Below are 23,412 nucleotides of genomic sequence, written 5' to 3'. Positions count from 1 at the left end.
GGTACCCGCCGCTCAGGTCACCCGGACCCGGGCCAGCTGCCGCGACTGCGCGACCAGGGCGCCGTCGGCGTCGTAGACCTCGGCCTCCTCGTCGAACCAGCCGTCGCGGACCAGCCGGCCGCGCAGGTGCACCGTCAGCCAGCCCGGCGCGGGCAGGCTGCGCGTCAGCACTGTCAGCTGGACGGTGGGCGCCCAGCCGAGCCGGCCCAGACCGAACACCGTCGGCGGCAGGGAGTCGACCGCCAGCGCCAGCACGACCGGGTCGGGCTGGGTGCCGTCGGCCAGCCGCACGTGCCCGCGCATGGACAGCTGTCCGGCCGGTCGGCCGGAAAACCAGCCCAGGGTCTGCGGATCCAGCCGTAGATCGACGTGTTCGAGCAGGCCGACGTGGGTGCCGTCGGGGAGGTCGACCACCGCGCGGATGCACTCGTCGACCGGCGCCACCGGCTCCGGCGGCGGCCCGACCCACTCCACCGGCGAGGTACGCGACAGTTTGCTGGTGGTGACCGTCGCCTCGACCCTCGGCTCGTCCTCCTGGACCAGCGTGGCCCGCAGCGTCTCGATGGTCCGCCCGGTGCGCACGACATCGACCTGTACGTGCGCCGGGCCGCTGGTGGGCGGGGTCACGAAGTGCGCGTCGGTGCTCACCGGATGCGGGTGGGTCGACTCGGCCAGCACGGCGCGCAGCACCAGGGCCAGCAGGTAGCCCCCGTTCGGCACCTCGCCGACCGACCAGGTTCCGTCGATGTCGACCTCGTGCCGCCCGGGGGACACCCGGCGCGTTGCCGACGCTTCGTCGAAGTCAGGCACGGGTCAAGACCCTATGCGACTCCGCCTGGCACCGACAGGGGGCGGCAGGTCGTGATTGTCCGAGCTTCCCGATGAATGGGCGTTTCCACTAGGATGCCCGCGTTGGGGGGCTTTTGTGGATTCGAGACTATTTCGCGCTGTCGTATCGGCGCGCTCATCTGTGAGCATTGACATTCTCTAAGGAGATCCATGTCCATTCATCCGACCCGGCGCCGTCTCGGTGCCGGCGCGCTGGCGGCCGGCCTGCTGGTGCTCGGCCCAGCGACGGCGTTCGCGCTGGCCGGCGTGCCGGTGTCGCCGCGGGCCGAGCTGAACCAGGCCAACGACGTCGACGGCCTCGACGTCATGCTCGAGCGGGACGTCCCTCCGAGCGGCACCGAGACCCGGCTGGTCGGGCTCGAGGACGACGGCGCCGCCCTGTGGGCCTACTGTGTCCAGTTCTTCGAGCCGCTCAACTACGACGAGCCCCAGATGGTCGAGGTGCCGTGGAACGAGTACCCGGATCCTGACTCGCCGTTCCACGAGAACCGCGACGAGATCCACTGGATCCTGCAGAACTCGTACCCCGTGCTCGACCTGAACGAGGTCGAGACGGCCGCCGGCGGGGAGTTCAACGACGGCCTGTCCGTCGAGGAGGCGATCGGCGGGACTCAGGCGGCCATCTGGCTGCTGAGCGACGAGCTGCCGCTGAACGTGGCATACATGGAAGCGGGGAGCGAGTCCGAGCAGGACGCCGCGGCCCTCTACACCTACCTCACCGGCGAGGCGAACGTCGGCATCGGCGACCAGCCCGAGCCGGAGCTGAGCCTGACCCCGGCGTCGCTCTCGGGTGAGGCGGGCACGGTCATCGGGCCTTTCGAGGTGTCCACCACGGCGGACGTCGTCGACGTGACGGCCGACCTGCCCGAGGGCGTCGAGCTGGTCGACTCCGAGGGCACGACGCTGCCGGCCCAGATCACCGACGGCTCGACGTTCAGCGTTGACGTGCCGGCCGACGCGGCGGCCGGCGGCGGCTCGTTCGAGCTGACCGCCGAGGCGTCCCTGAGCGCGGGCCGGCTGTTCATCGCCGCCGACTACGACAAGCACAAGTCGCAGTCACTGATCCTGGCCCACTCCGATGAGGTCGAGGTATCCGTCGAGGGCACAGTCGACTGGACCGCCGAGCCGGCCGAGACGCCCACCCCGACGCCGAGCGAGACGCCGTCGGAGTCGCCCACGCCGACACCGAGCGACACCCCGTCCGAGACGCCCACGCCGACGCCGTCCGACACCCCGTCGGAGACGCCGAGCGAGAGCCCGACGCCGTCGCCGAGTGAGACGCCGGACGAGGAGCTGCCGGACACCGGCGCCTCGCCGACGCTGCTGCTGGCGGTCGGCCTGGGCCTGGTGGCCGCGGCCGCGTTCCTGCTGCGCCGCCGGTTCGCCGGAGCCGCCGAGTAGGGCGGCCACACCCGAAGCCGCGCGGAGCGTCCGGACGGGCGCACCGCGTGGCTTCGCGTCGTTCCTGGCCCGCGACGGCGGTTAGTCGGACGACAGAGGAATTGTGTGGTCAGTGCAGCGTCCCGGCGAGGAAGTTTGTCCGGAACGACGACCCTTCGGGGGATCCCCAGCGGGCAGGCTGACACCAGGTGCTGCAGGATGAAGCCCCACCTGCCGCCTCGGTGCACCCGTCCGACCCCGGATCTGGGTACCGTGGCGGTAGCGAGGTCGTGACTCCGGTCACGGTCATGCACCGCGGCGAGGGCGAGGACCCACCCATAGTCCTCCCCACGCCGCCGGTGGTCACGAGGAGCAAGCTCCCGCGGCAATCCTGCGGAGCCGACGACGTGAAGGAGACACATGACTGTCGAGACGGCGGCCGAGGCGACTCCGCCCGAACCCGAGCTCGTCCAGCTGCTCACGCCCGAGGGCGAGCGGGTTCCACACGAGCACTACGACTCCCTCATCGCCGACGTCACCGGCGACGACATCCGCGCCATGTACCGCGACCTGGTGCTGGGCCGGCGCGTCGACGGCGAGGCCGTCGCGCTGCAGCGGCAGGGCGAGCTGGGTCTGTGGGCGAGCCTGCTGGGCCAGGAGGCCGCCCAGGTCGGTTCCGCCCGCGCGCTGCGCGCCCAGGACCACGTCTTCCCGACCTACCGCGAGCACGCGGTCGCGCTGTGCCGCGGCGTCGACCCGGTGAAGCTGCTGGCGCTGTTCCGCGGCGTCGACCAGGGCAGCTGGGACCCCGACGAGACCCGGTTCCACCTCTACACGATCGTCATCGGCGCACAGACCTTGCACGCCACCGGCTACGCGATGGGCGTCCAGCGCGACGGCGCCATCGGCACCGGCGACCCCGACCGCGACACCGCCGTCATCGCCTACTTCGGCGACGGTGCCACCAGCCAGGGCGACGTCAACGAGGCGTTCATCTGGGCCAGCGTCGTCAACGCCCCGGTCGTGTTCTTCTGCCAGAACAACCAGTGGGCCATCTCCGAGCCGCTGGAGCGGCAGACCCGCGTGCCGCTGTACCGCCGCGCCGCCGGATTCGGCTTCCCCGGCGTCCGCGTCGACGGCAACGACGTGCTCGCCTGCCTGGCCGTCAGCCGCGAGGCGCTGCAACGGGCCCGTGACGGCGAGGGGCCCACGCTGGTCGAGGCGTTCACCTACCGCATGGGCGCGCACACCACCACCGACGACCCCACCCGATACCGCCTCAACGCGGAACTGGAGCACTGGAAGCTCAAGGACCCGATCGAGCGGGTGAAGGCCCATATGGTCCGCAGCGACCTCGCCGACCAGGCGTTCTTCGACAGCGTCGAGCAGGATGCCGAGGAGCTGGCCGTGAACCTGCGGGCGGCCTGCCGCGCGCTGCCCGACCCCGCGCCGACGTCGATCTTCGACCACGTCTACGTCGAACCGACGCCGGACCTCGTCGCCCAGCGCGAGGCGATGACGACGTACCTCGACAGCTTCGCCGAGGAGGTGGCCCGATGACGGCGCTCAACATCACCAAGGCGATCAACGCCGGGCTGCGGCGGTCCATGGAAAGCGACGCCAAGGTGCTGGTCATGGGCGAGGACGTCGGCAAGCTCGGCGGCGTCTTCCGGGTCACCGACGGCCTGCAGAAGGACTTCGGCGAGGACCGCGTCATCGACACCCCGCTGGCCGAGTCGGGCATCATCGGCACCGCCGTCGGCCTGGCGCTGCGCGGCTACCGCCCGGTGTGCGAGATCCAGTTCGACGGGTTCGTCTTCCCCGGCTACGACCAGATCGTGAACCAGGTCGCGAAGATGCACTTCCGCTCCGGCGGCCGGCTGCGTTTGCCGATCGTCATTCGCATCCCCTACGGCGGCAGCATCGGCGCCGTCGAGCACCACAGCGAGAGCCCGGAGGCGACCTTCGCCCACATCCCGGGCCTCAAGGTGGTCACCTGTTCCAACCCGCTCGACGCGTACTGGATGATCCAGCAGGCCATCCAGCTCGACGACCCGGTGGTGTTCTTCGAGCCCAAGCGCCGCTACTACGAGAAGGCCGAGGTCGACGTCGACGGCGAGCCGGACCTGCCGCTGGAGTCGGCCAGGGTGGCGTTGCCGGGCACCGACGCGACGGTCGCGGCGTACGGCCCCATGGTGAAGACCTGCCTCGACGCCGCCGCGGCCGCTTCCGACGACGGCCGGTCGCTCGAGGTCATCGACCTGCGCTCGCTGTCGCCGCTGGACCTGCGCGCGGTCTACGACTCCGTCCGGCGCACCGGCCGGCTGGTCGTCGTCCACGAGGCGCACCGCACGCTCGGCGTCGGCGCCGAGGTGGCCGCGCGGGTCACCGAGGAGTGCTTCTACTCGCTGGAGGCGCCGGTCCAGCGGGTCACCGGTTACGACACCCCGTACCCGCCGGCCCGGGTCGAGGAGGAGTACCTGCCCGACCTCGACCGCGTGCTCGACGCCGTCGACCGCACGTTCGCCTACTGAGGAGGGTCTGCATGAGCGTGTCGCAGTTCAACCTCCCCGACGTCGGCGAAGGGCTGACCGAGGCGGAGATCGTGTCGTGGAAGGTCAAGCCCGGTGACGCCGTGAAGGTCAACGACGTCATCGTCGAGATCGAGACGGCCAAGTCCCTGGTCGAGCTGCCCTGCCCGTTCGCCGGCGTGGTCGAGACGCTGCTGGTCGAGGAGGGTCAGACGGTCGACGTCGGCACCCCGATCATCGCGGTGCGGACGGGGGAGGGCACCGCCGCGCCGTCGTCGCCGGCTCCCGGGTCGGCCGGAGTGGTCGGTGGCCCGACGGAGGACATGGTGCCCACACCGCCGGCTCCGGCGGCCGTGCCCGAGGCGGAGCGGCAGGCCGTTCTCGTCGGGTACGGCCCGCGGACGACAGCGGCGAAGCGCCGGCAGCGCAAGGTCGCCGCGGAGCCGGCTCCGCCGGTCGCGGAGCCGGCCGTCGAGGCACCCCTCGCCCGGGTGTCGGTGCTCGCCAAGCCCCCGGTGCGCAAGCTCGCCAAGGACCTCGGCGTCGACCTCGCCACCGTCACCCCGACCGGCCCCAACGGCACCATCACCCGCGACGACGTCCAGGCAGCGGCCGCCGCGCCCGCCGCCGTGCCCGCGGCGCCCGCCGCGACGCCGACCGGCACCGGCTGGGACGGCCTGCCGCGGCAGGAGCGCGTCGCGATCCGGTCGGTCCGGAAGGCCACGGCACAGGCGGTGACCAAGTCGGCGTTCACCGCGCCGCACGTCACCGAGTTCGTCACCGTCGACGTCACCCGCACGATGAAGCTGGTCGACCGGCTGCGCGACTCCCGCGAGTTCCGCGACGTCAAGCTGTCGCCGCTGGCCGTGCTGGCGAAGGCGGTCTGCATCGCAGCCCGTCGCACGCCCGATGTCAACGCCCGCTGGGACGACGCCGCCGGCGAGATCGTCGTGCAGCGCTACGTGAACCTCGGCATCGCCGCGGCCACCCCGCGCGGGCTGGTCGTGCCGAACGTCAAGGACGCCGACCGGCTGCCGCTGCGCGAGCTGGCGGTCGCGATCAACCGGCTGGCCGCGACGGCGCGCGAGGGGAAGACGCCGCCCGAGGACATGCTCGGCGGCACCATCTCCATCACCAACGTCGGCGTCTTCGGCGTCGACACCGGCACGCCGATCCTGCCGCCCGGCGAGGCGGCGATCGTCGCGTTCGGCGCCGTGCGCCGGCAGCCGTGGGTGCACAAGGGCAAGGTGAAGCCGCGCTGGGTCACCACGCTGGCGCTGTCGTTCGACCACCGGCTGGTCGACGGCGAGCAGGGGTCGCGGTTCCTCGCCGACCTCGCGGCGCTGCTCGAGGACCCGGGCAACGCCCTGGTCTGGGGTTGACCTGCTGGGCGCCGCTTGTGGATACCTGTGGTCGGGGACCCGAGCACGGCTACGGGCGCGAGAGCAGCACCGCGATTCCCTGGCCCACTCCGATGCACATGGTGGCCAGCGCGTGCCGCGACCCGCGTCGCTGCAGCTCCAGCGCGGCCGACAGCGCCAGCCGGGCGCCGCTCATGCCCAGCGGATGGCCGAGCGCGATCGCGCCGCCGCACGGATTCACGTGCTCGGCGTCGTCGGGCAGGCCGAGCAGCCGCAGGCACGCCAGTGCCTGGGCGGCGAACGCCTCGTTGAGCTCGACGTTCCCGACGTCGGCCAGCGCGACGCCGGTCCGGGTGAGCAGCTTGCGCGTCGCCGGCACCGGCCCGAGGCCCATGACCCGTGGTTCGACGCCGGCGGTGGCCGCGCCGGTGACCCGGGCCAGTGGCTCGACGCCGTACCGGTCGACGGCGGCCGCGCTCATCACCAGCAGCGCGGCGGCGCCGTCGTTGACGCCGGACGCATTGCCGGCAGTGACGGTGCCGTCCGGCCGGACGATCGGCCGTAGCCTCGCCAGCGCCTCGAGCGAGGTCTCGCGGGGGTGTTCGTCGGTGTCGACGACGTCGGGCTCGCCCCGCTCACGGGGCACGGTGGCGGGGACGATCTCCGCCGCCAGTTCCTTGTGCCGGGCGGCCGCCCGCTGCTGGCTGCGCAGTGCGAACGCGTCCTGGTCGGCCCGGCTGACCCCGTGCTCAGCGGCGACGTTCTCCGCCGTCTCCGGCATCGAGTCGGTGCCGTACGCCGCCGCCAGCGCCGGGTTCACGAACCGCCAGCCGATGGTGGAGTCGTACACCTGCGCCTGCCCGCGGTCGAACGCGGTCTGCGCCTTCGGCATGACCAGCGGCGCCCGCGACATCGACTCGACCCCGCCCGCGACGACGACGTCGGCCTCGCCGGTGCGCACCGCCCGGGCGCCGTACGCCAGCGCGTCCAGCCCGGAGCCGCACAGCCGGTTCACCGTCACCCCCGGCACCGACGCCGGGTAGCCGGCCAGCAGGACGGCCATCCGGGCGACGTCGCGGTTGTCCTCGCCGGCCTGGTTGGCGCACCCCAGCACGACCTCCTCGACGGCGTCGGCCGGCACCTGCGGATGGCGGACCAGCAGTTCGCGCAGCACGTGCGCGGCGAGGTCATCGGGCCGCATGGCCGACAGCACGCCGCCGTACCGCCCGATCGGCGTCCGCACACCGCCGACCAGGAACGCCTCGCTCATGTCTCCTCCTCGTCCGGCACCAGAGTGCCGGGGATCTCCCGCGACCGGCCGCGGAACAACGCGATGGTCGCGCGCCCGGCCCGGTCGTCGTCGCGGTACACGGTGACGTCGCAGATGCCCGACCGGCCGCCACGGAACTTCTCGTGGGCGACGGCGAGCAGCCGGTCACCCTCGCGGGCCGGCGCGACGAAGGTGATGTCCGCGCCCTGCGCGACCGTGCGCCGGTTGTGGGTGTTGCCCGCGACGGCGAACGCGCTGTCGGCCAGGGCGAAGACCAGGCCGCCGTGGCACACGCCGTGACCGTTCACCATGTCAGGCCGGACCCGCATGCTCACCACCGCGGTGCCGGGTGAGACCTGCTCGATCGTCATGCCGAGGGCCCGCGACGCGGTATCCGCCGCCCACATCGCCTCGGACGCACGGCGGGCCAGGTCGTCGCGATCGGCCACCTCGTCGTCCTCGCGCCACCCGTCGTCGGTCTCGGCACGCTCCCGGAGCTGCCGCGAGACCCGGTAGCGGCCGGCGTCCTCGGCGGCGGCCAGCGCGTCGAGCACGCCGGTCACCCAGTTCCAGCCCAGCGCCGCTCCCCACTCGTACGGGCCGCGCGGGTAGCTCGTGCCGAGGCGCATCGCGGTGTCGACGTCGTCGGCCGTCGCGACGCCGGAGTCGACGGCGTCGGCGGCCGTTGCGGCGAGCGTCGCCACCGTCCGGGCCACCACCAGGCCGGGGAGGTCCGGCAGCACCGTCACCACGTACCCGAGCCCCTGCAGGAACCCGACCGCCGCTTCGACGTGCTCCTTCGGGGCGTGCTCCGGCGCCGCGATGCCGACCCGGGTCGCGCTGGCATAGTCCAGCGCGAGGTCGACCAGCACGACGGTCCGCGGCCCGCCGCCGGTGTGCTGGGCCGCCGTCCGGCCGTCGGTCGGCCGCAGCGAGACCTCGTCGGAGTCGATCCGCCAGTGCACCGTGCCGGACGGTCGCCCGGCCGCTCCCGCCCGCGTCAGCGGGCCGTCGCCGTCGCCGCTGCCGAGCCAGTGGCCCAGGTTGGCCTCGGTCGGGTCGGCCGTCGCCGGCTCCGGGCGGGGCGCGTCCGCGGCGTAGATGCCGCCGCCGCTCTTGCGGCCCAGCCGGCCGTCGGCGACCAGCCGTTCCTGCAGCACCGACGGTGTGAACCGCGGGTCGCGGCCGAACGCCTCCCACACCGACCGGCTCACCGCGAGGTTGACGTCGTGGCCGATGAGGTCGGCCAGTTCGAACGCGCCCATGCGGAACCCGCCGGACTCGCACAGCAGCGCGTCGACGGTGGCGGCGTCGACCCGGCCGGACTCCAGCAGCCGGAACGCCTCGCCGTAGAACGGCCGGGCCACCCGGTTGACGATGAAGCCGGGCGTCGACGCCGCGCGGACCGGGGTCTTGCCCCAGGCCGCAGCCGTCGCCACCAGCAGGTCGGCGACCGCGGCGTCGGTGTGTGCGCCGCTGACCACCTCGACCAGCGGCAGCACCGGCGCCGGGTTGAAGAAGTGCAGGCCCGCGACCCGGCCCGCCTGCGCGAGCTCGCCGGCGATCGCGTCGACGGACAGCGACGACGTGTTGGTGGCGAGCACCGCGTCGGGACCGCAGACCGCCTCCAGCCCGGCGAACAGCGCCCGCTTGACCTCCAGGTCCTCGACGACGGCCTCGATCACCAGACCGCAGCCGGCCAGGTCCTCGAGCGCGGCGACGGCGTGCAGCCGGGTGGCGGCGTCCTCGGCCTCCTCCGCGAGCAGCCGGCCCTTGTCGACCGCGCGGGCCAGCCGCTGGTAGATCGCCTCGACGGCGGCCGCGGCGGCGCCATCGGCCGCGTCGTACACCCGCACCTCGTGCCCGGCGGCCGCGGCGACCTGGGCGATGCCGGCGCCCATGGTCCCGGCGCCGACAACGCCGACCGGCACCGAACGAGCGATCGCCTCCATGGTCCGATTTTCCTCTCGCTTCCGGGACTCGCCGCGGCTGGGACCTCGCGGTCGGCGTGGGGCTGGTCCCTCCCCTCATGGACGGGCGGCGGGTCATTGTGACAGAGTGGAGCCAACTGTGCGCTAGTGTGTCATACACCTGCCGCGGCCGACCGCGAGGTCCCAAGCGGCGGCGAGCCCACAAGGGAAAGAAGACCAGTGGAGGTCCCGCGATGGCGCTGGGCAGTCTGATCGATCGGCACCGCGACCTTCTCGGCCGGGCCGAGGCGGCCATCGGCGAGCGGACCTACTTCTCCGCCTACCCGGAGTCACCCAGCCCGCGCGTCTACGGCGACACGGCCGCCGCCGAGGGCCAGGCCGCGTACGAGGCGCACCTCGGCGCGGACTTCCCCCTCGAGACGCCCGGCGCCGACGGCACCGTCGCCACCGAGACCAGCCCGTTCGGGCCCGAGCTCGGCGTTCGCTACCCGCGGGTGCCGGCCACCGACGAGGCGGTCACGGCCCTGCTGGCCGCGGCCCAGGCGGCCATCCCGGCCTGGCGCGACGCCGGTGCCGACGGCCGCGCCGCGGTCTGCCTCGAGGTCCTGGCGCGGCTGCACGGGCGCATCTTCGAGCTGGCTCAGGCGGTCATGCACACCTCCGGCCAGGCGTTCGTCATGGCCTTCCAGGCCGGCGGCGCGCACGCGCTGGACCGCGCGCTCGAGGCGGTCGCGTACGCGCACGCCGAGCAGGCCCGGATCCCCGGCGAGGTGCTGTGGGAGAAGCCGGCAAAGGGCGCGCCACTGCGCATGACGAAGACGTTCCACGTGGTGCCCTGCGGCGTCGCGCTGGTCGTCGGCTGCAACACGTTCCCGACCTGGAACTCCTGGCCGGGTCTGTTCGCGTCGCTGTCCACCGGCAACGCCGTCGTCGTCAAGCCGCACCCGAAGGCCGTCCTGCCGCTGGCCATGACCGTGCAGACGATCCGCGAGGTGCTCGGCGAGTACGGCTTCGACCCCGACCTCGTCACGCTCGCGGCCGAGGACCCGGCCGACGGGCTGGCCGCCGTGCTGGCCGTCCGCCCCGAGGTGCGCATCGTCGACTTCACCGGCTCGACGGCGTTCGGCTCCTGGCTCGAGGAGCACGCGCGCCAGGCCGTCGTGTTCACCGAGAAGTCCGGGCTGAACACCGTCGTCGTCGACTCCACCGACGACCTGCAGGGCCTGGTGAACAACCTCGCGTTCTCGCTCAGCCTCTACACCGGCCAGATGTGCACGGCGCCGCAGAACGTGTTCGTCCCGCGCGACGGCGTGCTCACCGACCAGGGCAGGGTGACGTTCGACGAGTTCGGCGCGGCGCTCGCGGGCGCCATCGACAAGCTGCTCGGCGACGACGCCCGGGCGGTCGAGATCCTGGGCGCCGTGGTCAACGACGGCGTCCGCGACCGCGTCGACGCGCTCGCCGGCGACGGCGGCACCGTCCTCGCCGCGCGCACGATCCGGCACCCGGCCTGGCCGGACGCGACCATCCGCACGCCCGCCGTCGTCGCCGTCGACATCGCCGACGAGGACCGCTACTCGGCCGAGTGCTTCGGCCCGGTGTCGTTCCTCATCGCCGCCGACTCGACCGCGCAGGCGCTGGACCGGTTCGCGTCGTCCGTCCGCGAGCACGGCGGCATGACGGCGTCGGTCTACTCCACTGATCCGGCCGTGCTGGACGCCGCCGAGCAGGCCGCTGTCGAGGCCGGCGTCCCGCTGTCGATCAACCTGACCGGCGGGGTCTTCGTCAACCAGTCGGCGGCGTTCTCTGACTTCCACGGCAGCGGCGCCAACCCGGCCGCGAACGCGTGCCTCACCGACGCCGCGTTCGTGGCTTCGCGGTTCCGGGTGGTGGCCGCACGGAGGCACACCTGAGCCGGTCCCGTGTGACATCTCACATGCGCCGAACGGCGTGACGCAATCGTTACGGCGAAGTTGCCGATGGGCTCTTGCAATTTTCGAGCGTAAACGTTTTCGTTCATGCACTGGGATTCGAGCGGCAGGTGCTCGGACCGATCCCTTCTGGGAGGGAGACAGACACATGGCGAAGAGCAGCGCCCGCAGGGGCTGGGCAGCTGTCGGCCTCGCTGCCAGCGTGTCGCTCGTCCTTGCCGCATGCGGTGGCGATGACGGCGACGACGAGACCGCGGGGGGCGGCGAGACTGGGGGCGGCGACACCGACTGCGAGTTCGCAGCCGATTACGGCGATCTCAGCGGCAGCACGGTGACGGCCTACAGCACGATCGTGCCGCCGGAGGACGCACCTCTGGAGGCCTCATTCGACAAGTTCGAGGAGTGCACCGGAGTCACGGTGGACTACGAGGGTTCCGACGAGTTCGAGGCCCAGCTGCCCATCCGCATCCAGGCGGGTTCGCCGCCCGACCTCGCGATCATCCCGCAGCCCGGTCTGCTGGCCACGCTGGTGCGCGACCACGACGCGGTCATCCCGGTGCCCGACGAGGCCCGGGCCAACGTCGAGGCGTCCTTCGACCCGTCGTGGATCGAGTACGGCACTGTCGACGGCACCTATTACGGCACACCCTTCGGCGCGAACGTGAAGTCGTTCGTCTGGTACTCGCCGTCGGCGTTCGAGGGCGCCGGCTACGAGGTGCCGGAGACGTGGGACGACCTCATCGCGCTCTCGGACCAGATCGTCGAGGACGGCAGCATCCCGTGGTGCGCCGGCTTCGGCTCCGGTGACGCCACCGGCTGGCCGGGCACCGACTGGGTCGAGGAGGTCATGCTCCGCACCGCCGGTCCCGACGTCTACGACCAGTGGTTCTCGCACGAGATCCCGTTCAACGACCCACAGGTGGTCGAGGCGTTCGACACGGTCGGCGAGATTCTGAAGAACGACGAGTACGTCAACGGTGGCCTCGGCGACGTCGCCAGCATCGCCACCACGCGGTTCGAGGACGCCGGCCTGCCGATCCTCGACGGCAACTGCTGGATGCACCACCAGGCGTCGTTCTACCAGGCCAACTGGGGCGAGGGCGTCGAGGTCGCGGAGGACGGCGACGTGTTCGCGTTCTACCTCCCCGGCATCGAGGAGGAGCACGGCAACCCGGTCCTCGGCGGTGGCGAGTTCGTGGCCGCGTTCGCCGAGCGTCCGGAGGTCCAGGCCTTCCAGACGTACCTGTCGAGCGACCACTGGCACGCCGAGAGGGCCAGCCACGGCAACTTCGTGTCGGCCAACCGGACCGTCCCGATCGACGCCTACGAGAGCCCGGTCAACCAGCTCTCGGCGGAGATCATTCAGGACCCCGAGGCGGTGTTCCGGTTCGACGCGTCGGACCTGATGCCGGCCGAGGTCGGGACCGTCGCGTTCTGGACGGGGATGGTCGACTGGGTCACCGGTGCGGAGACACAGGAGACCGTCGACGCGATCGAGGCGGCCTGGCCGCAGTAGGGCAGACGGTGGGGATGATCGGGACCTCCGGCCATCCCCACCTCACCCTGCTCCGCTCTCCTAGGTGGTGAGACGTGGACACTTTCGAGAAGTTCGGGCAGATGGCGCTGGCCGTGGCGCTGTTCGTCGGCGTCATGGGCGCGATCCTGCTGGTGGTGGGCCGGGCCCGGCGGCGCGCCGACCTGTGGCAGTCGCTCGCGTTCGTCCTGCCGGCGTTGCTCCTGCTGGCCGTCGGGCTGATCTATCCCGCCATCCGGACGATGTACCTATCGTTCTTCGACCGCACGAGCGACGAGTTCGTCGGCATCGACAACTTCACCGAGATCTTCACGAACTCCGACATGCTGACGGTGCTGCGCAACACCGCGATCTGGGTGATCCTGACGCCGGTGGTGGCGACGTTCATCGGGCTGGTGTACGCGGTGCTGGTCGACCGCTCCCGTGTTGAGGCATTCGCCAAGGCGGTCATCTTCATGCCGATGGCCATCTCGCTGGTCGGCGCATCGATCATCTGGCGCTACGTCTACGAGTACCGGCCGGACCAGCAGAACATCGAGCAGGTGGGCCTGTTGAACCAGGTGCTGGTGTGGATCGGTCTGGAGCCGCGGCACTTCCTCGTCGACTCGCCGCTGAACACGCTGTTCCTCATCGTCATCATGGTCTGGGTGCAGGCCGGGTTCGCCATGACCGTGCTCGCGGCGGCCATCAAGGCCATCCCGTCCGACATCACCGAGGCGGCCCAGCTCGACGGCCTCACCGGCGTGCGGATGTTCCGCTACATCACGGTGCCGAGCATCAGGCCGGCGCTCGTGGTGGTGCTGACGACCATCTCGATCGGCACGCTCAAGGTGTTCGACATCGTCCGGACCATGACCGGCGGCAACTTCGACACCAGCGTCGTCGCGAACGAGTTCTACACCCAGGGCTTCCAGCTGGGTGACACGGGTCTGGCGTCCGCGCTCGCGGTGCTCCTGTTCATCCTGGTGATCCCGATCGTGGCCTACAACATCCGACAGCTGCGAAAGGCGGAACTGCGATGACCGCCGCGATTCCCACCCCCGCGCTCCAGGAGGAGCTGGCGACCGTCACCCCGGCCACCATCACCGGCCGGACCCGCAAGCGGCTCACGTCGCGCTGGGCGTCACTCATCGCGCTGATCATCGCCGTGCTGTGGACGCTGCCGACGTTCGGCCTGCTGCTGACGTCGTTCCGCCCCGAGCTGGACATCCGGACCTCCGGCTGGTGGAACTGGTTCAGCGACCCCGAGCTGACGCTGGCCAACTACGACGAGGTGCTGTACGGCGGCACGTCGTTGTCCACGTACTTCGTCAACTCGCTGGTGATCACGGTTCCGTCCGTGGTCATCCCGGTGTCCATCGCGTGCCTGGCGTCGTACGCGTTCGCGTGGATGAAGTTCCCGTTCCGCGACACGCTGTTCGTCGCGGTGTTCGCGCTGCAGATCGTGCCGCTGCAGGTGGCGCTGTTACCGCTGCTGCGGATGTTCGTCGACGCGGACCTCGCTGGGACGTTCTGGCCGCTGTGGATCTCGCACACGATCTTCGCGCTGCCGCTGGCGATCTTCCTGCTGCACAACTTCTTCAAGGAGGTTCCCGGCGAGCTGATGGAGGCGGCGCGGGTCGACGGCGCCGGCCACGTGACGATCTTCCTGCGGATCATGCTGCCACTGGTCACTCCGGCGATCGCCGCGTTCACGATCTTCCAGTTCCTCTGGGTCTGGAACGACCTGCTGGTCGCCATCTCGATGACGCCCGGTGCCCAGGACGTCCAGCCGCTCACGGCTCGGCTGGCCGAGCTGTCCGGCAGCCGTGGCAGCACGTGGCACCTGCTGTCCGCCGGTGCGTTCGTGTCGATCGTGGTCCCGGTGATCGTGTTCTTGTTCCTGCAGCGCTACTTCGTCCGCGGATTGCTCGCAGGCAGCGTCAAGGGGTGACGCCCGGGACCGCCGACGAAGAGATGCGTCCGATGACCGGAATCGTCGATGTCGCCGCCCGGGCCGGGGTCTCGGTGGCGACCGTGTCGCGGGCGCTGCGCGGGCTGCCGGGGGTGTCCGCCGCCACCCGGCAGCTCGTGCAGGACATCGCGGCCGAGCTCGGCTACGTCGCGTCGCCCAGCGCGGCCGGCCTGCCCACCGGCCGCACCGGCGCCGTCGCCGTCGTGTCGCCGATCGCCCGCGGCTGGTACTTCACCGCGGTGCTCGAGGGCGCGCAGGAGGTGCTGGCGCAGCACGGGTACGACGTCCTGCGATACGACCTGTCCGAGGTCGAGACCAACCGGCGCAAGGTCTTCGACACCCAGCTGCTGCGCAAGCGGGCCGACGGCCTGCTCATCATGAGCCTGCCGCTGGACGCCGACGAGGTCGCGGCGCTGCACGCCATGCACCGTCCGGTCATGGTGGTCGGGCCGATCGTGCCGGGCATCCCCACCATCCGCGTCGACGACGTCGAGGTGGGCCGGCAGGCGACCCGGCACCTCGTCGAGCTGGGCCACCGCAGCGTCGCCTTCGCCGGCGGCGACCCCGACGACCACCTCGGCTTCCCGGTCTCGCCGGACCGCCGGCTCGGGTACGCCGAGGTGCTCCGCGAGGCCGGCGTCGAGCCCGACCCGCGGCTCACGGTGCCGGCCAAGTTCACCGTCGAGGCGGGCATCGCCGCATACGAGGAGCTGGCCTCCCGCGACGTCCGGCCGACGGCGTTGTTCGCGGTCTCCGACGAGGTCGCCATGGGCGTCATGTACGCGGCCCGGCAGCGCGGCGTCCGGGTGCCCGAGGACCTCTCCGTCATCGGCGTCGACGACCACGACATGTCCTGGCTGTTCGGCCTCAGCACCGTCGCCCAGGACGTCCGCGAAGAGGGCCGCCTCGCGGCGATGGCCCTGGTCGAGCGGCTGCGCTCCGGCATCGACACCGAGCCGTCGATCACCACCGTCCCGACCGAGCTGATCGCCCGGACCAGTACCGCACCGCCCCGCTGAGCGTCGGTCGTCTGGTTCGCGTGATAGGTAAGAAACCGTGACAGACACCACGCCGGAGACGCCGGACATTCCACCCACTCCGTTCCACGACCTGGACGCCTACGTGGCACTGCCGCGCACCGGCGGGTTGACGCTGTCACCTGACGGCACCCGCCTGGTGACCGCCGTGTCCACGCTGAGCCCCGACAGCACCAAGTACGTCACCGCGCTCTGGGAGGTCGACCCCGCCGGCCAGCGTCCGGCCCGCCGGCTGACCCGCAGCGCCAAGGGCGAGAGCGGCGCCGCGTTCCTGCCCGACGGCTCGCTGCTGTTCGGCTCGGCCCGCCCCGACCCGGCCGCGAAGGAGGACGACGAGGTCCCGCTGCTCTGGCTGCTCCCGGCCGAGGGCGGTGAGGCCCGCGTCGTCGCCAAGCGGCCCGGCGGCGTGGGCGGCGTGGTCGTCGCACGCGAGTCCGGGACCATCGTGGTCGCCTCCAGCACCTTCCCCTCGTCGACCGATCTGGAGTCCGAGGAGAAGAAGCGCAAGGAGCGCAAGGAGCGCAAGGTCGCCGCGATCCTGCACGAGCGCTACCCGGTGCGGTACTGGGACCACGACCTCGGTCCCGACGCGCCGCGGCTGTTCGCCGGCGCGCTGCAGGACGGTGAGTCGCCGCTCGACGACCCCGCGGTCGAGCTGCGCGACCTCACCCCTGACGCCGGCCGCTCGCTGGACTCCACCTCGTTCGACGTCAGCCCCGACGGCTCGGCCGTCGTCGCGGTGTGGAACCTGCCCGAGCGCGGCGGATTCCGCCAGTCGCTGATGCTGGTCGACGTCGCCACCGGCGAGCGGCGCGTGCTGGCCGACGACCCTGACTACGAGTTCGAGGCGCCGAAGTTCGCCCCCGACGGCGCCAGCGTCGCGGCCATCAAGGGCCGGCGGTCCACGCCGACCGAGCCGATCGACCAGGAGCTGGTGGTCATCTCAGTGGCCGACGGCGCCACCCGGTCGCTCACCGCCGACTGGGACCGCTGGCCGGGGTCGCCGGTGTGGACGCCGGACGGCTCGGCGGTCCTCTTCGCCGCCGACGACGACGGCCGCTCCCCGGTCTTCCGGGCCGACCTCGCCAGCGGCGAGATCACCCGGCTCACCGCCGACGACTACGCCTACTCCGACCTCGTCGTCTCGCCCGACGGCCAGACCGTCTACGCACTGCGCACGTCGTACCTCGAGCCGCCTCGGCCGGTCCGGCTGTCCGCGATCACCGCCCGGCAGGAGTCGCAGCCGCTGCCGGCGCCGGCGCCGGTGCCCAACCTGCCCGGCACCCTCACCGAGCTCGACACGACGGCGGCCGACGGCGTCCGCGTGCGGGCCTGGCTCGCGCTGCCGGACGGCGCGTCGGCCACCAGCCCGGCGCCGCTGCTGCTGTGGATCCACGGCGGCCCGCTCGGCTCCTGGAACGCGTGGTCGTGGCGGTGGAACCCGTGGCTCGCGGTCGCGCAGGGCTACGCCGTCCTGCTGCCCGACCCGGCGCTGTCGACCGGCTACGGCCTCGACTTCATCCGCCGCGGCTGGGGCGCGTGGGGCAAGGCGCCGTTCACCGACCTCATGGCGATCACCGACGCCGCCGTCGCCCGCGACGACATCGACGAGACCCGCACCGCGGCCATGGGCGGCTCGTTCGGCGGCTACATGGCGAACTGGGTGGCCGGCAACACCGACCGCTTCGGCGCCATCGTCACCCACGCCAGCCTCTGGGCACTGGACCAGTTCGGCCCGACCACCGACGCCGCGTTCTACTGGGTCAAGGAGATGTCGGCCGAGATGGCGGCGGCCAACTCGCCGCACAACCACGTCGACTCCATCACCACGCCGATGCTGGTCATCCACGGCGACCGCGACTACCGGGTGCCCATCGGCGAGGCGCTGCGGCTCTGGTTCGAGATCGCCTCCCGGGCCGAGGCCGAGGACGGCGAGATCCCGCACAAGTTCCTCTACTTCCCTGACGAGAACCACTGGATCCTCACCCCGCAGCACGCGAAGGTCTGGTACCAGACGGTGTTCGCGTTCCTGGCGCACAACGTGCTCGGCAAGGACTGGGAGACGCCGGCGATCCTGGTCTGACCGCCGGCGTCCCCGTTCGTCATCGTGCGCTCGCCCTGCCTACCGCGGGCGGGGCGAGCGGCGAGTGCGCTTCGACGTACCGCCAGAGCGCGTCGCCGCCGTTGTAGAGGCTGCGGTCCTGGTCGCGGGCGTCGAACAGGGCGGTGAAGCCGGGGGTGGCGTTCTTGGCGAAGAAGTTGTTCGCCAGCGTCGCCACCCGATAGTCCCTGCCGGGCCGCAGCGGCCTGCCGTCGATCCGGACGCTGCCCGGCACGATCCGCCGGCCGACCGGCCGGTCCGTGTCGTAGGCGTACGTCACGTTGCCCGACACCGCCATCGACCGGAACGTGACCGTCCCGTTCGGGCCCGCCTGCCACTGGCTCTCCAGCAGGTCGAGCACGTCCTGCCCAGTGACCGTGCCGCGGACGAGCCCGATGCCGATGCCGGAGTCGTAGACGAGGCCGACCGCGAGCTCCGGGAACAGCACCCGGCCGGGCGCGTCACCCGTCAACGCGGCGTTCGGCGCGTAGCTCAGGTCGGCCCGCAGGATGCCGGGCATCGCCACCGCGAGGTCGGCCTGACCGTCCCGGTTGGCCGCCCACAGGAACGCGTCGGCGGCGAGGTTGTAGGCCGGCGACTCGGCGGCGTCGCCGGGCGCCCGCCGGATGTCGCCAGAGACGGTGGCGACCTCGGTGGCGTTGCGCTCGGCCACCTCGGCCCGCCAGTAGGCGGCGATCCGGGCCGCCTCCGGGTCCGGCGCGACGTCCTGCGTGTTCGGGTGCAGGACCGAGGTGGTGCGGTCGCGGACGACGTCGCCGGTGGCCGGGTCCAGCTGGAGGCCGATCTCGCTGATCAGGTGGCCGTGGTTGCCGCCCTGGACGATCGGCCGCGGCACGCCGTCGGGACCGGGCAGGAAGCAGTTGACCATGCCGTGCCAGTGCCCGGTCACGATCGCGTCGACCTCTCCGTCGATCTCCCGGTTGAAGTCGACGGCCGGGCCGAACGGCGCGACGCAGTCGTTGTAGCCGGTGCCCGCCTGCTGCGAGAACCCCTCGTGCAGCACGACGACGATCGCCTCGACGCCATGATCCCGCAGCTCCGCCGTCGCGGCGTTGATCGCGGCGACCTCAGGCGCGTAGTCGTAGCCCGCCGGGGTGTACGACATCTGCTCGCTCGACGTCAGCGAGGTCGTCGCGTGCACGAACCCGATCGGCAGCGTGCCGCCGGCGCCGTCGTCGACGTACTCGATGTGCGACGGCGACAGCGCGGGCTCGCCGGTGGCGAGATCGACGAGGTTCGCCGAGTAGTAGTCGAACTCCGCGCCGTCGAAGACCCGCCCGGTCGAGTCGGTGAAGCACAGGTCGTCGTCCGGGCGGCCCTCGCAGGTGCCGTTCATCATGTGGTCGAGGAACGCGAACCCGCGGTCCATCTCGTGGTTGCCGACGGTGCTGAACTCCAGCCCGATGGCGTCGAGGTACTCGATGGTCGGCTCGTTCCAGAAGAACTCGGTCTCGTCCGGCCAGCCGGAGAAGTCGTCGCCGGCGGAGAACAGGATCGAGTTCGGCTGGCCCGCGGCCAGCTGCTTCAGGTGCGTCGCGAGGTATGCACCGCCGCCGACCCGCTGGGCCGGGTCGCCGGCGTGCGCGCCGCTGATGGTCGCGGTGTACTCGCCGAAGTAGCCGTGCAGGTCGGTGATCGACAGCAACTGGACGGGGACGGTGTCCGCAGCGGCATGGTCCGCGGTCGCGGCCGGCGCGGCCGACCCCGCCAGGACGAGGGCGGCGGCGGCCGCGGTGAGGACGGTGTGACGGCGCATCAGCGGCTCCCGATTCGCTCGACGTCGATCCGGTCGAGGTTGAAGTTCTGGTAGGCGTTCGGGTCGACCCGGAACGTGAAGTGGTGCGTGCCTCGGTCGAGCACGACCTCGCCGACCGGCTGGGTCATGAAGATGTTGTGGCCGGTCGTCGTCCGCACGTCCACCGGGCCCAGGCGGTCGCCGTCGCCGAACTCGAGCGTGAACCGGCCGGCCGGGCGGTACGGCGACGACACCCGCGCGGTGACGGCGTACCGGCCCGGCACCCGCACGTCGACGGAGTAGCGGATCCACTCGCCGCCGCGGATCCAGCAGACGACGATCGCGCCGCCGTTGTCGCAGACGTCGACGCCCTCGTACTCGCGGTCGGCGCCGCCGCGGTTCTCGACGTCCTGGTCGGAGTAGCCGACGCCGAGCCCGTCGATCGAGTAGTCCTCGGCCTCGACGCGCAGCACGTCGCGGGGAAACACCGGCCAGTCGCGCCCGGCGTCGCGCGCGGCCAGCCAGTCGACCAGCTCGTCCTGGTCGTCGGTCTGGATCATCGAGGCGCCGTGCCGGTCGACGACCGACTGCCAGCCGCCGGCCGGGTCGAGCAGCGACCGCTCGTCGGTGTACCCGGCGGCCAGGCCGTACCACATGGTGTTGACCCACACCCGGGCGTCCTCGCGGATGTTCGCGACCGTGGCCGGCTGGATCTGCGGATCGGTCAGCCGGTCGAAGACCAGCTCGTAGGCCTGCGGCCGGTCGTCGTCGTCCGTGAACGCGCCGATCGATGACGCGTTGCCGTCGTTGACGACATGCGTGTACAGGATCTCCGGGTCACGGGCCAGGAACTGCTCGACCTCGGCGACCGGGGCGCTGCTCTTGAAGATCGCGTTGCGCAGCGTGCCGGTCTCGACCAGCAGCTCGTACTCCTGGTCACGGAACGGCCAGCCCTTGTCGAGGTTCACCATCGCCCGGTCCTTCACGACCGCGAGCGCTTCCTCCAGGGTCGGCACCTGGTGGTCGGTGAGGGCTGCCTGCGCGCCGCCGAGGTGCTCCTTCAGCCGCAGCGCCTTGATCTGGTCGAGGGTGAGCGACGACACCGCGCCGGTGCCGTTCGTGGTGCGGTCCACGGTGGTGTCGTGCATGAGCACGAGGTGGCCGTCCGCCGTCCGCTGCACGTCGATCTCGACGACGTGCGCGCCGCGCTCGATGCCCTGCTCGATGGCGGCGATCGAGTTCTCCGGCGCGCCGCGCCAGTAGCCGCGGTGCGCGATGACCATGACGCCGGCGTCCGGCCCGTGGTCGAGGTACATCTCGTGGATCGCGTCGATCCCGCGGACGGGGTCGCGCGGCTGGGCGGCGGTCTGCTCGGGAGTGCTCGGCGGCGGTGCTTGGTCGTCCGTGCGGACGAAGCCGGCCACCGTCAGCGCGACGGCGGCCGTTGTGACCGCCGTCGTCCTCCAGGTGCTGGGCATGGGGTGCTCCCTGATGGGTGGGGGTGAACCACCCACTCTCGGGAGGCAAGGTGTGCGGCAAGGGGCCGTCCGGTGACGCCCGCCCGACGCTCCTGTGAAGACGTCCGCGACGCACGACGGGGCCGGGGCTCTGTTGTGTGCCAAGGCTCTCACCCGGCCCGCAACCCTCAGCGCGCAGAATTGACCCATGGCATCGACTGGACGGGCCCGGGTCCGCGCCCCCGAGCTGGTGGGACGCGGCGGCTGGCTCAACACCGGCGACAACTCGCCGACGCTCGCCGAGCTGCGTGGCCGCTTCGTGCTGCTCGACTTCTGGACCTTCTGCTGCATCAACTGCCTGCACGTCCTCGACGAGCTGCGGCCGCTCGAAGAGCGCTACGGCGATGTGCTGACGGTGGTCGGGGTGCACTCGCCGAAGTTCGTGCACGAGGCCGACCACGAGGCGGTCGTCGCGGCGGTGGAGCGCTACGGCGTGCACCACCCGGTCCTCGACGACCCCGAGCTGACGACGTGGCAGAACTACGCCGTCCGAGCCTGGCCGACGCTGACGCTGGTGGATCCGGAGGGGTACATCGCGGCGCAGTTCTCCGGCGAGGGGCACGCGCACGCACTCACCGCGATCCTCGACGAGCTGATACCGGTGCACGAGGCCAAGGGCACGCTGCGCCGCGGCGACGGGCCTTACGTCCCGCCGGAGCCGGAGCCCACCACGCTGCGATTCCCCGGCAAGGCGATCGCGCTGCCCGGCGGCACGTTCCTGGTCAGCGACAGCGGCAACCACAGCCTGGTCGAGCTGGCCGACGACCTCGAGACGGTGGTGCGACGCATCGGCACCGGCGAGCGCGGTCTGGCCGACGGCGGCCCGGGCGAGGCTCGCTTCAACGAGCCGCAGGGCCTGACGCTGCTGCCGCTGGAGCTGCGCCCGCACGTCGGCTACGACGTGGTGGTCGCCGACAGCGTCAACCACGTGCTGCGGGGGGTCCGCCTGGCCGACGGCCACGTCACCACCGTCGCCGGCACCGGCACGCCGTGGATGCAGGGCGACCCCAACGGCGACGACGTCAGCGGCGACCCGCGCGCGATCCCGATGTCGTCGCCATGGGACGTCGTCTGGTCGCCCGAGCTGCTGACCGTCGTCGTCGCGATGGCGGGCATCCACCAGCTCTGGGCGTTCGACCCGAACGAGCCGTCCATCCGGCTGCTCGCCGGCACCACGAACGAGGGGCTGGTCGACGGCAAGCTGCGGGACGCCTGGTTCGCGCAGACCTCCGGGCTGACGGTGACGGCGGACCGCACGCTCTGGCTGGCCGACTCCGAGACGTCGGCCCTGCGGGCGATCCGCGACGGCGTCGTCGAGACGGCCGTCGGCACCGGGCTGTTCGACTTCGGCTTCCGCGATGGCCCGGCCGGGCAGGCACTGCTGCAGCACCCGCTCGGCGTGACGGCGCTGCCCGACGGCTCGGTCGCGATCAGCGACACCTACAACAACGCCGTCCGCCGCTACGACCCCGCGACCGGCGCGGTGAGCACGCTCGCCACCGGCCTGCGCGAGCCCAGCGGCGCGGTCGTCGACGGTCAGCACCTGGTGGTGGTCGAGTCCGGCGCGCACCGGCTCACCCGCATCCCACTGGGAGCGGCGGCGACGGCGTCCGGCTCGGCGCACCGGACCCAGCGGCCGGCCCTCGACATCGCGCCGGGCGAGGTCGAACTGGTCGTCGTGTTCGAGCCGCCGCCGGGGCAGAAGCTGGACGAGCGGTACGGCCCGGCCACCCGGCTGACGGTGTCGTCGACGCCGGCGCCGCTGCTGGCCGACGGCGCGGGCCGGGACACAGCCCTCACCCGCCGGCTGACGATCGCGGCGGACGTCGCCGGCGCCGGCGTGCTACACGTCGCAGCCATGGCCGCGTCCTGCGACGACGGTGGCGAGAACGCCGCCTGCCACATCCACCAGCAGGACTGGGGCATCCCGGTCCGCCTGGCCGAGGGCGGCACCAGCCGTATCGAGCTCGTGTTGTCCGGCTGAGACGAGCGTGTCTCCGAGCGTCGCGGGAAAGGCGTGCTCCCGCTTCCCGAGGAATGCATGCCTGGTGGAGCGGGTGCACCCCTACTTCACGTGCTCATTTTCGGCTCTTCGATCCGATCCGTGGGCCGGTCGCGTCGGTTCAAGGGGACGGGGCGATCGCGTACCTCACTAGGACTTCTCCCGCTTCACCAGGCATGCAGGCCTCGTGATGCGGGAGAAGTCCTGGTGATGGCCCCCGAATCACCGGCAGATCTCACCACGTGGACTCCCGCCAAC

General features: G+C 71.9%; 16 protein-coding genes. 11 read left to right on the top strand and 5 right to left on the bottom strand.

Annotated features, from left to right (window positions below; genetic code table 11):
- Positions 1-12: 12 nt before the first annotated feature.
- Positions 13-810, bottom strand: a complete 798-nt coding sequence (locus E1262_RS10315) for a thioesterase family protein (RefSeq protein WP_132103044.1) — start codon at positions 808-810, stop codon at positions 13-15.
- Positions 811-999: 189 nt separating this feature from the next.
- Here E1262_RS10315 and E1262_RS10310 point away from each other — a divergent pair, with 189 nt between their 5' ends.
- From E1262_RS10310 to E1262_RS10295, 4 genes are all read left to right on the top strand, one after another.
- Complete coding sequence (locus E1262_RS10310) at positions 1,000-2,250, top strand: thioester domain-containing protein (RefSeq protein ID WP_132103043.1); 1,251 nt, start codon at positions 1,000-1,002, stop codon at positions 2,248-2,250.
- 399 nt (positions 2,251-2,649) lie between these two features.
- Positions 2,650-3,789, top strand: coding sequence for a pyruvate dehydrogenase (acetyl-transferring) E1 component subunit alpha (pdhA, locus tag E1262_RS10305; RefSeq protein WP_132103042.1), 1,140 nt, complete (start codon positions 2,650-2,652; stop codon positions 3,787-3,789).
- The gene (locus E1262_RS10300; protein WP_132103041.1) at positions 3,786-4,763 is read left to right on the top strand and encodes an alpha-ketoacid dehydrogenase subunit beta; all 978 of its coding nucleotides are present in this window, start codon (positions 3,786-3,788) and stop codon (positions 4,761-4,763) included. The genes pdhA and E1262_RS10300 overlap by 4 nt, the downstream gene beginning before the upstream one ends.
- Positions 4,764-4,774: 11 nt before the next feature.
- Positions 4,775-6,142, top strand: a complete 1,368-nt coding sequence (locus E1262_RS10295; RefSeq protein WP_132103040.1) for a dihydrolipoamide acetyltransferase family protein — start codon at positions 4,775-4,777, stop codon at positions 6,140-6,142.
- Positions 6,143-6,191: 49 nt separating this feature from the next.
- On the opposite strand, the gene pcaF is transcribed toward E1262_RS10295, so the two are convergent.
- Both pcaF and paaI read right to left on the bottom strand, forming a co-directional pair.
- Positions 6,192-7,391, bottom strand: coding sequence for a 3-oxoadipyl-CoA thiolase (gene pcaF, locus E1262_RS10290; RefSeq protein ID WP_132103039.1), 1,200 nt, complete (start codon positions 7,389-7,391; stop codon positions 6,192-6,194).
- Entirely contained in the window at positions 7,388-9,343 is a 1,956-nt protein-coding gene (gene paaI / locus E1262_RS10285) for a hydroxyphenylacetyl-CoA thioesterase PaaI (RefSeq protein ID WP_132103038.1), read from the bottom strand. The genes pcaF and paaI overlap by 4 nt, the downstream gene beginning before the upstream one ends.
- A gap of 212 nt (positions 9,344-9,555) precedes the next feature.
- On the opposite strand from paaI, the gene paaN reads away from it, so the two are divergent.
- The 6 genes from paaN to E1262_RS10255 all read left to right on the top strand — a co-directional run bounded on the left by paaN (position 9,556) and on the right by E1262_RS10255 (position 17,861).
- Positions 9,556-11,235 carry a phenylacetic acid degradation protein PaaN gene (gene paaN / locus E1262_RS10280; protein WP_132103037.1) on the top strand — a complete coding sequence of 560 codons (1,680 nt, stop codon included), beginning with the start codon at positions 9,556-9,558 and terminating at the stop codon, positions 11,233-11,235.
- Between the two features lie 166 nt (positions 11,236-11,401).
- The gene (locus E1262_RS10275; protein WP_132103036.1) at positions 11,402-12,769 is read left to right on the top strand and encodes an ABC transporter substrate-binding protein; all 1,368 of its coding nucleotides are present in this window, start codon (positions 11,402-11,404) and stop codon (positions 12,767-12,769) included.
- A gap of 101 nt (positions 12,770-12,870) precedes the next feature.
- Positions 12,871-13,809, top strand: coding sequence for a carbohydrate ABC transporter permease (locus E1262_RS10270; RefSeq protein ID WP_132103097.1), 939 nt, complete (start codon positions 12,871-12,873; stop codon positions 13,807-13,809).
- Entirely contained in the window at positions 13,806-14,720 is a 915-nt protein-coding gene (locus E1262_RS10265; protein ID WP_132103035.1) for a carbohydrate ABC transporter permease, read from the top strand. The genes E1262_RS10270 and E1262_RS10265 overlap by 4 nt, the downstream gene beginning before the upstream one ends.
- A 32-nt stretch (positions 14,721-14,752) precedes the next feature.
- Positions 14,753-15,760, top strand: coding sequence for a LacI family DNA-binding transcriptional regulator (locus E1262_RS10260; RefSeq protein ID WP_132103034.1), 1,008 nt, complete (start codon positions 14,753-14,755; stop codon positions 15,758-15,760).
- Positions 15,761-15,797: 37 nt separating this feature from the next.
- Positions 15,798-17,861, top strand: coding sequence for a S9 family peptidase (locus E1262_RS10255; protein WP_238992891.1), 2,064 nt, complete (start codon positions 15,798-15,800; stop codon positions 17,859-17,861).
- 19 nt (positions 17,862-17,880) lie between these two features.
- Here the strand turns inward: E1262_RS10255 and E1262_RS10250 are convergent, their stop codons facing one another.
- Both E1262_RS10250 and E1262_RS10245 read right to left on the bottom strand, forming a co-directional pair.
- Positions 17,881-19,656 (bottom strand): bifunctional metallophosphatase/5'-nucleotidase, encoded by a 1,776-nt coding sequence (locus E1262_RS10250; protein WP_132103033.1) that lies wholly within the window; start codon positions 19,654-19,656, stop codon positions 17,881-17,883.
- Positions 19,656-21,113: a glycerophosphodiester phosphodiesterase family protein gene (locus tag E1262_RS10245; RefSeq protein ID WP_132103032.1), complete on the bottom strand. Its 1,458-nt coding sequence runs from the start codon at positions 21,111-21,113 to the stop codon at positions 19,656-19,658. The genes E1262_RS10250 and E1262_RS10245 overlap by 1 nt, the downstream gene beginning before the upstream one ends.
- Positions 21,114-21,300: 187 nt before the next feature.
- Between E1262_RS10245 and E1262_RS10240 the strand changes: the two genes are divergently transcribed.
- Entirely contained in the window at positions 21,301-23,136 is a 1,836-nt protein-coding gene (locus tag E1262_RS10240; protein ID WP_132103031.1) for an NHL domain-containing thioredoxin family protein, read from the top strand.
- Positions 23,137-23,412 lie beyond the last annotated feature (276 nt).

The sequence above is a fragment of the Jiangella aurantiaca genome, assembly GCF_004349105.1.
GTDB lineage: Bacteria > Actinomycetota > Actinomycetes > Jiangellales > Jiangellaceae > Jiangella > Jiangella aurantiaca.
The sequence above is the reverse complement of the archived record's forward strand: the minus strand, read 5'-3'. Positions and strand labels throughout refer to the sequence as shown.

Bases quoted from the DNA above. Each gene is read 5' to 3' on its own strand.
- E1262_RS10310 (WP_132103043.1), top strand. From the start codon at position 1,000: ATGTCCATTCATCCGACCCGGCGCCGTCTCGGTGCCGGCGCGCTGGCG.
- pdhA (WP_132103042.1), top strand. From the start codon at position 2,650: ATGACTGTCGAGACGGCGGCCGAGGCGACTCCGCCCGAACCCGAGCTC.
- E1262_RS10300 (WP_132103041.1), top strand. From the start codon at position 3,786: ATGACGGCGCTCAACATCACCAAGGCGATCAACGCCGGGCTGCGGCGG.
- E1262_RS10295 (WP_132103040.1), top strand. From the start codon at position 4,775: ATGAGCGTGTCGCAGTTCAACCTCCCCGACGTCGGCGAAGGGCTGACC.
- pcaF (WP_132103039.1), bottom strand. From the start codon at position 7,391: ATGAGCGAGGCGTTCCTGGTCGGCGGTGTGCGGACGCCGATCGGGCGG.
- paaI (WP_132103038.1), bottom strand. From the start codon at position 9,343: ATGGAGGCGATCGCTCGTTCGGTGCCGGTCGGCGTTGTCGGCGCCGGG.
- paaN (WP_132103037.1), top strand. From the start codon at position 9,556: ATGGCGCTGGGCAGTCTGATCGATCGGCACCGCGACCTTCTCGGCCGG.
- E1262_RS10275 (WP_132103036.1), top strand. From the start codon at position 11,402: ATGGCGAAGAGCAGCGCCCGCAGGGGCTGGGCAGCTGTCGGCCTCGCT.
- E1262_RS10270 (WP_132103097.1), top strand. From the start codon at position 12,871: ATGGCGCTGGCCGTGGCGCTGTTCGTCGGCGTCATGGGCGCGATCCTG.
- E1262_RS10265 (WP_132103035.1), top strand. From the start codon at position 13,806: ATGACCGCCGCGATTCCCACCCCCGCGCTCCAGGAGGAGCTGGCGACC.
- E1262_RS10260 (WP_132103034.1), top strand. From the start codon at position 14,753: ATGACCGGAATCGTCGATGTCGCCGCCCGGGCCGGGGTCTCGGTGGCG.
- E1262_RS10250 (WP_132103033.1), bottom strand. From the start codon at position 19,656: ATGCGCCGTCACACCGTCCTCACCGCGGCCGCCGCCGCCCTCGTCCTG.
- E1262_RS10245 (WP_132103032.1), bottom strand. From the start codon at position 21,113: ATGCCCAGCACCTGGAGGACGACGGCGGTCACAACGGCCGCCGTCGCG.
- E1262_RS10240 (WP_132103031.1), top strand. From the start codon at position 21,301: ATGGCATCGACTGGACGGGCCCGGGTCCGCGCCCCCGAGCTGGTGGGA.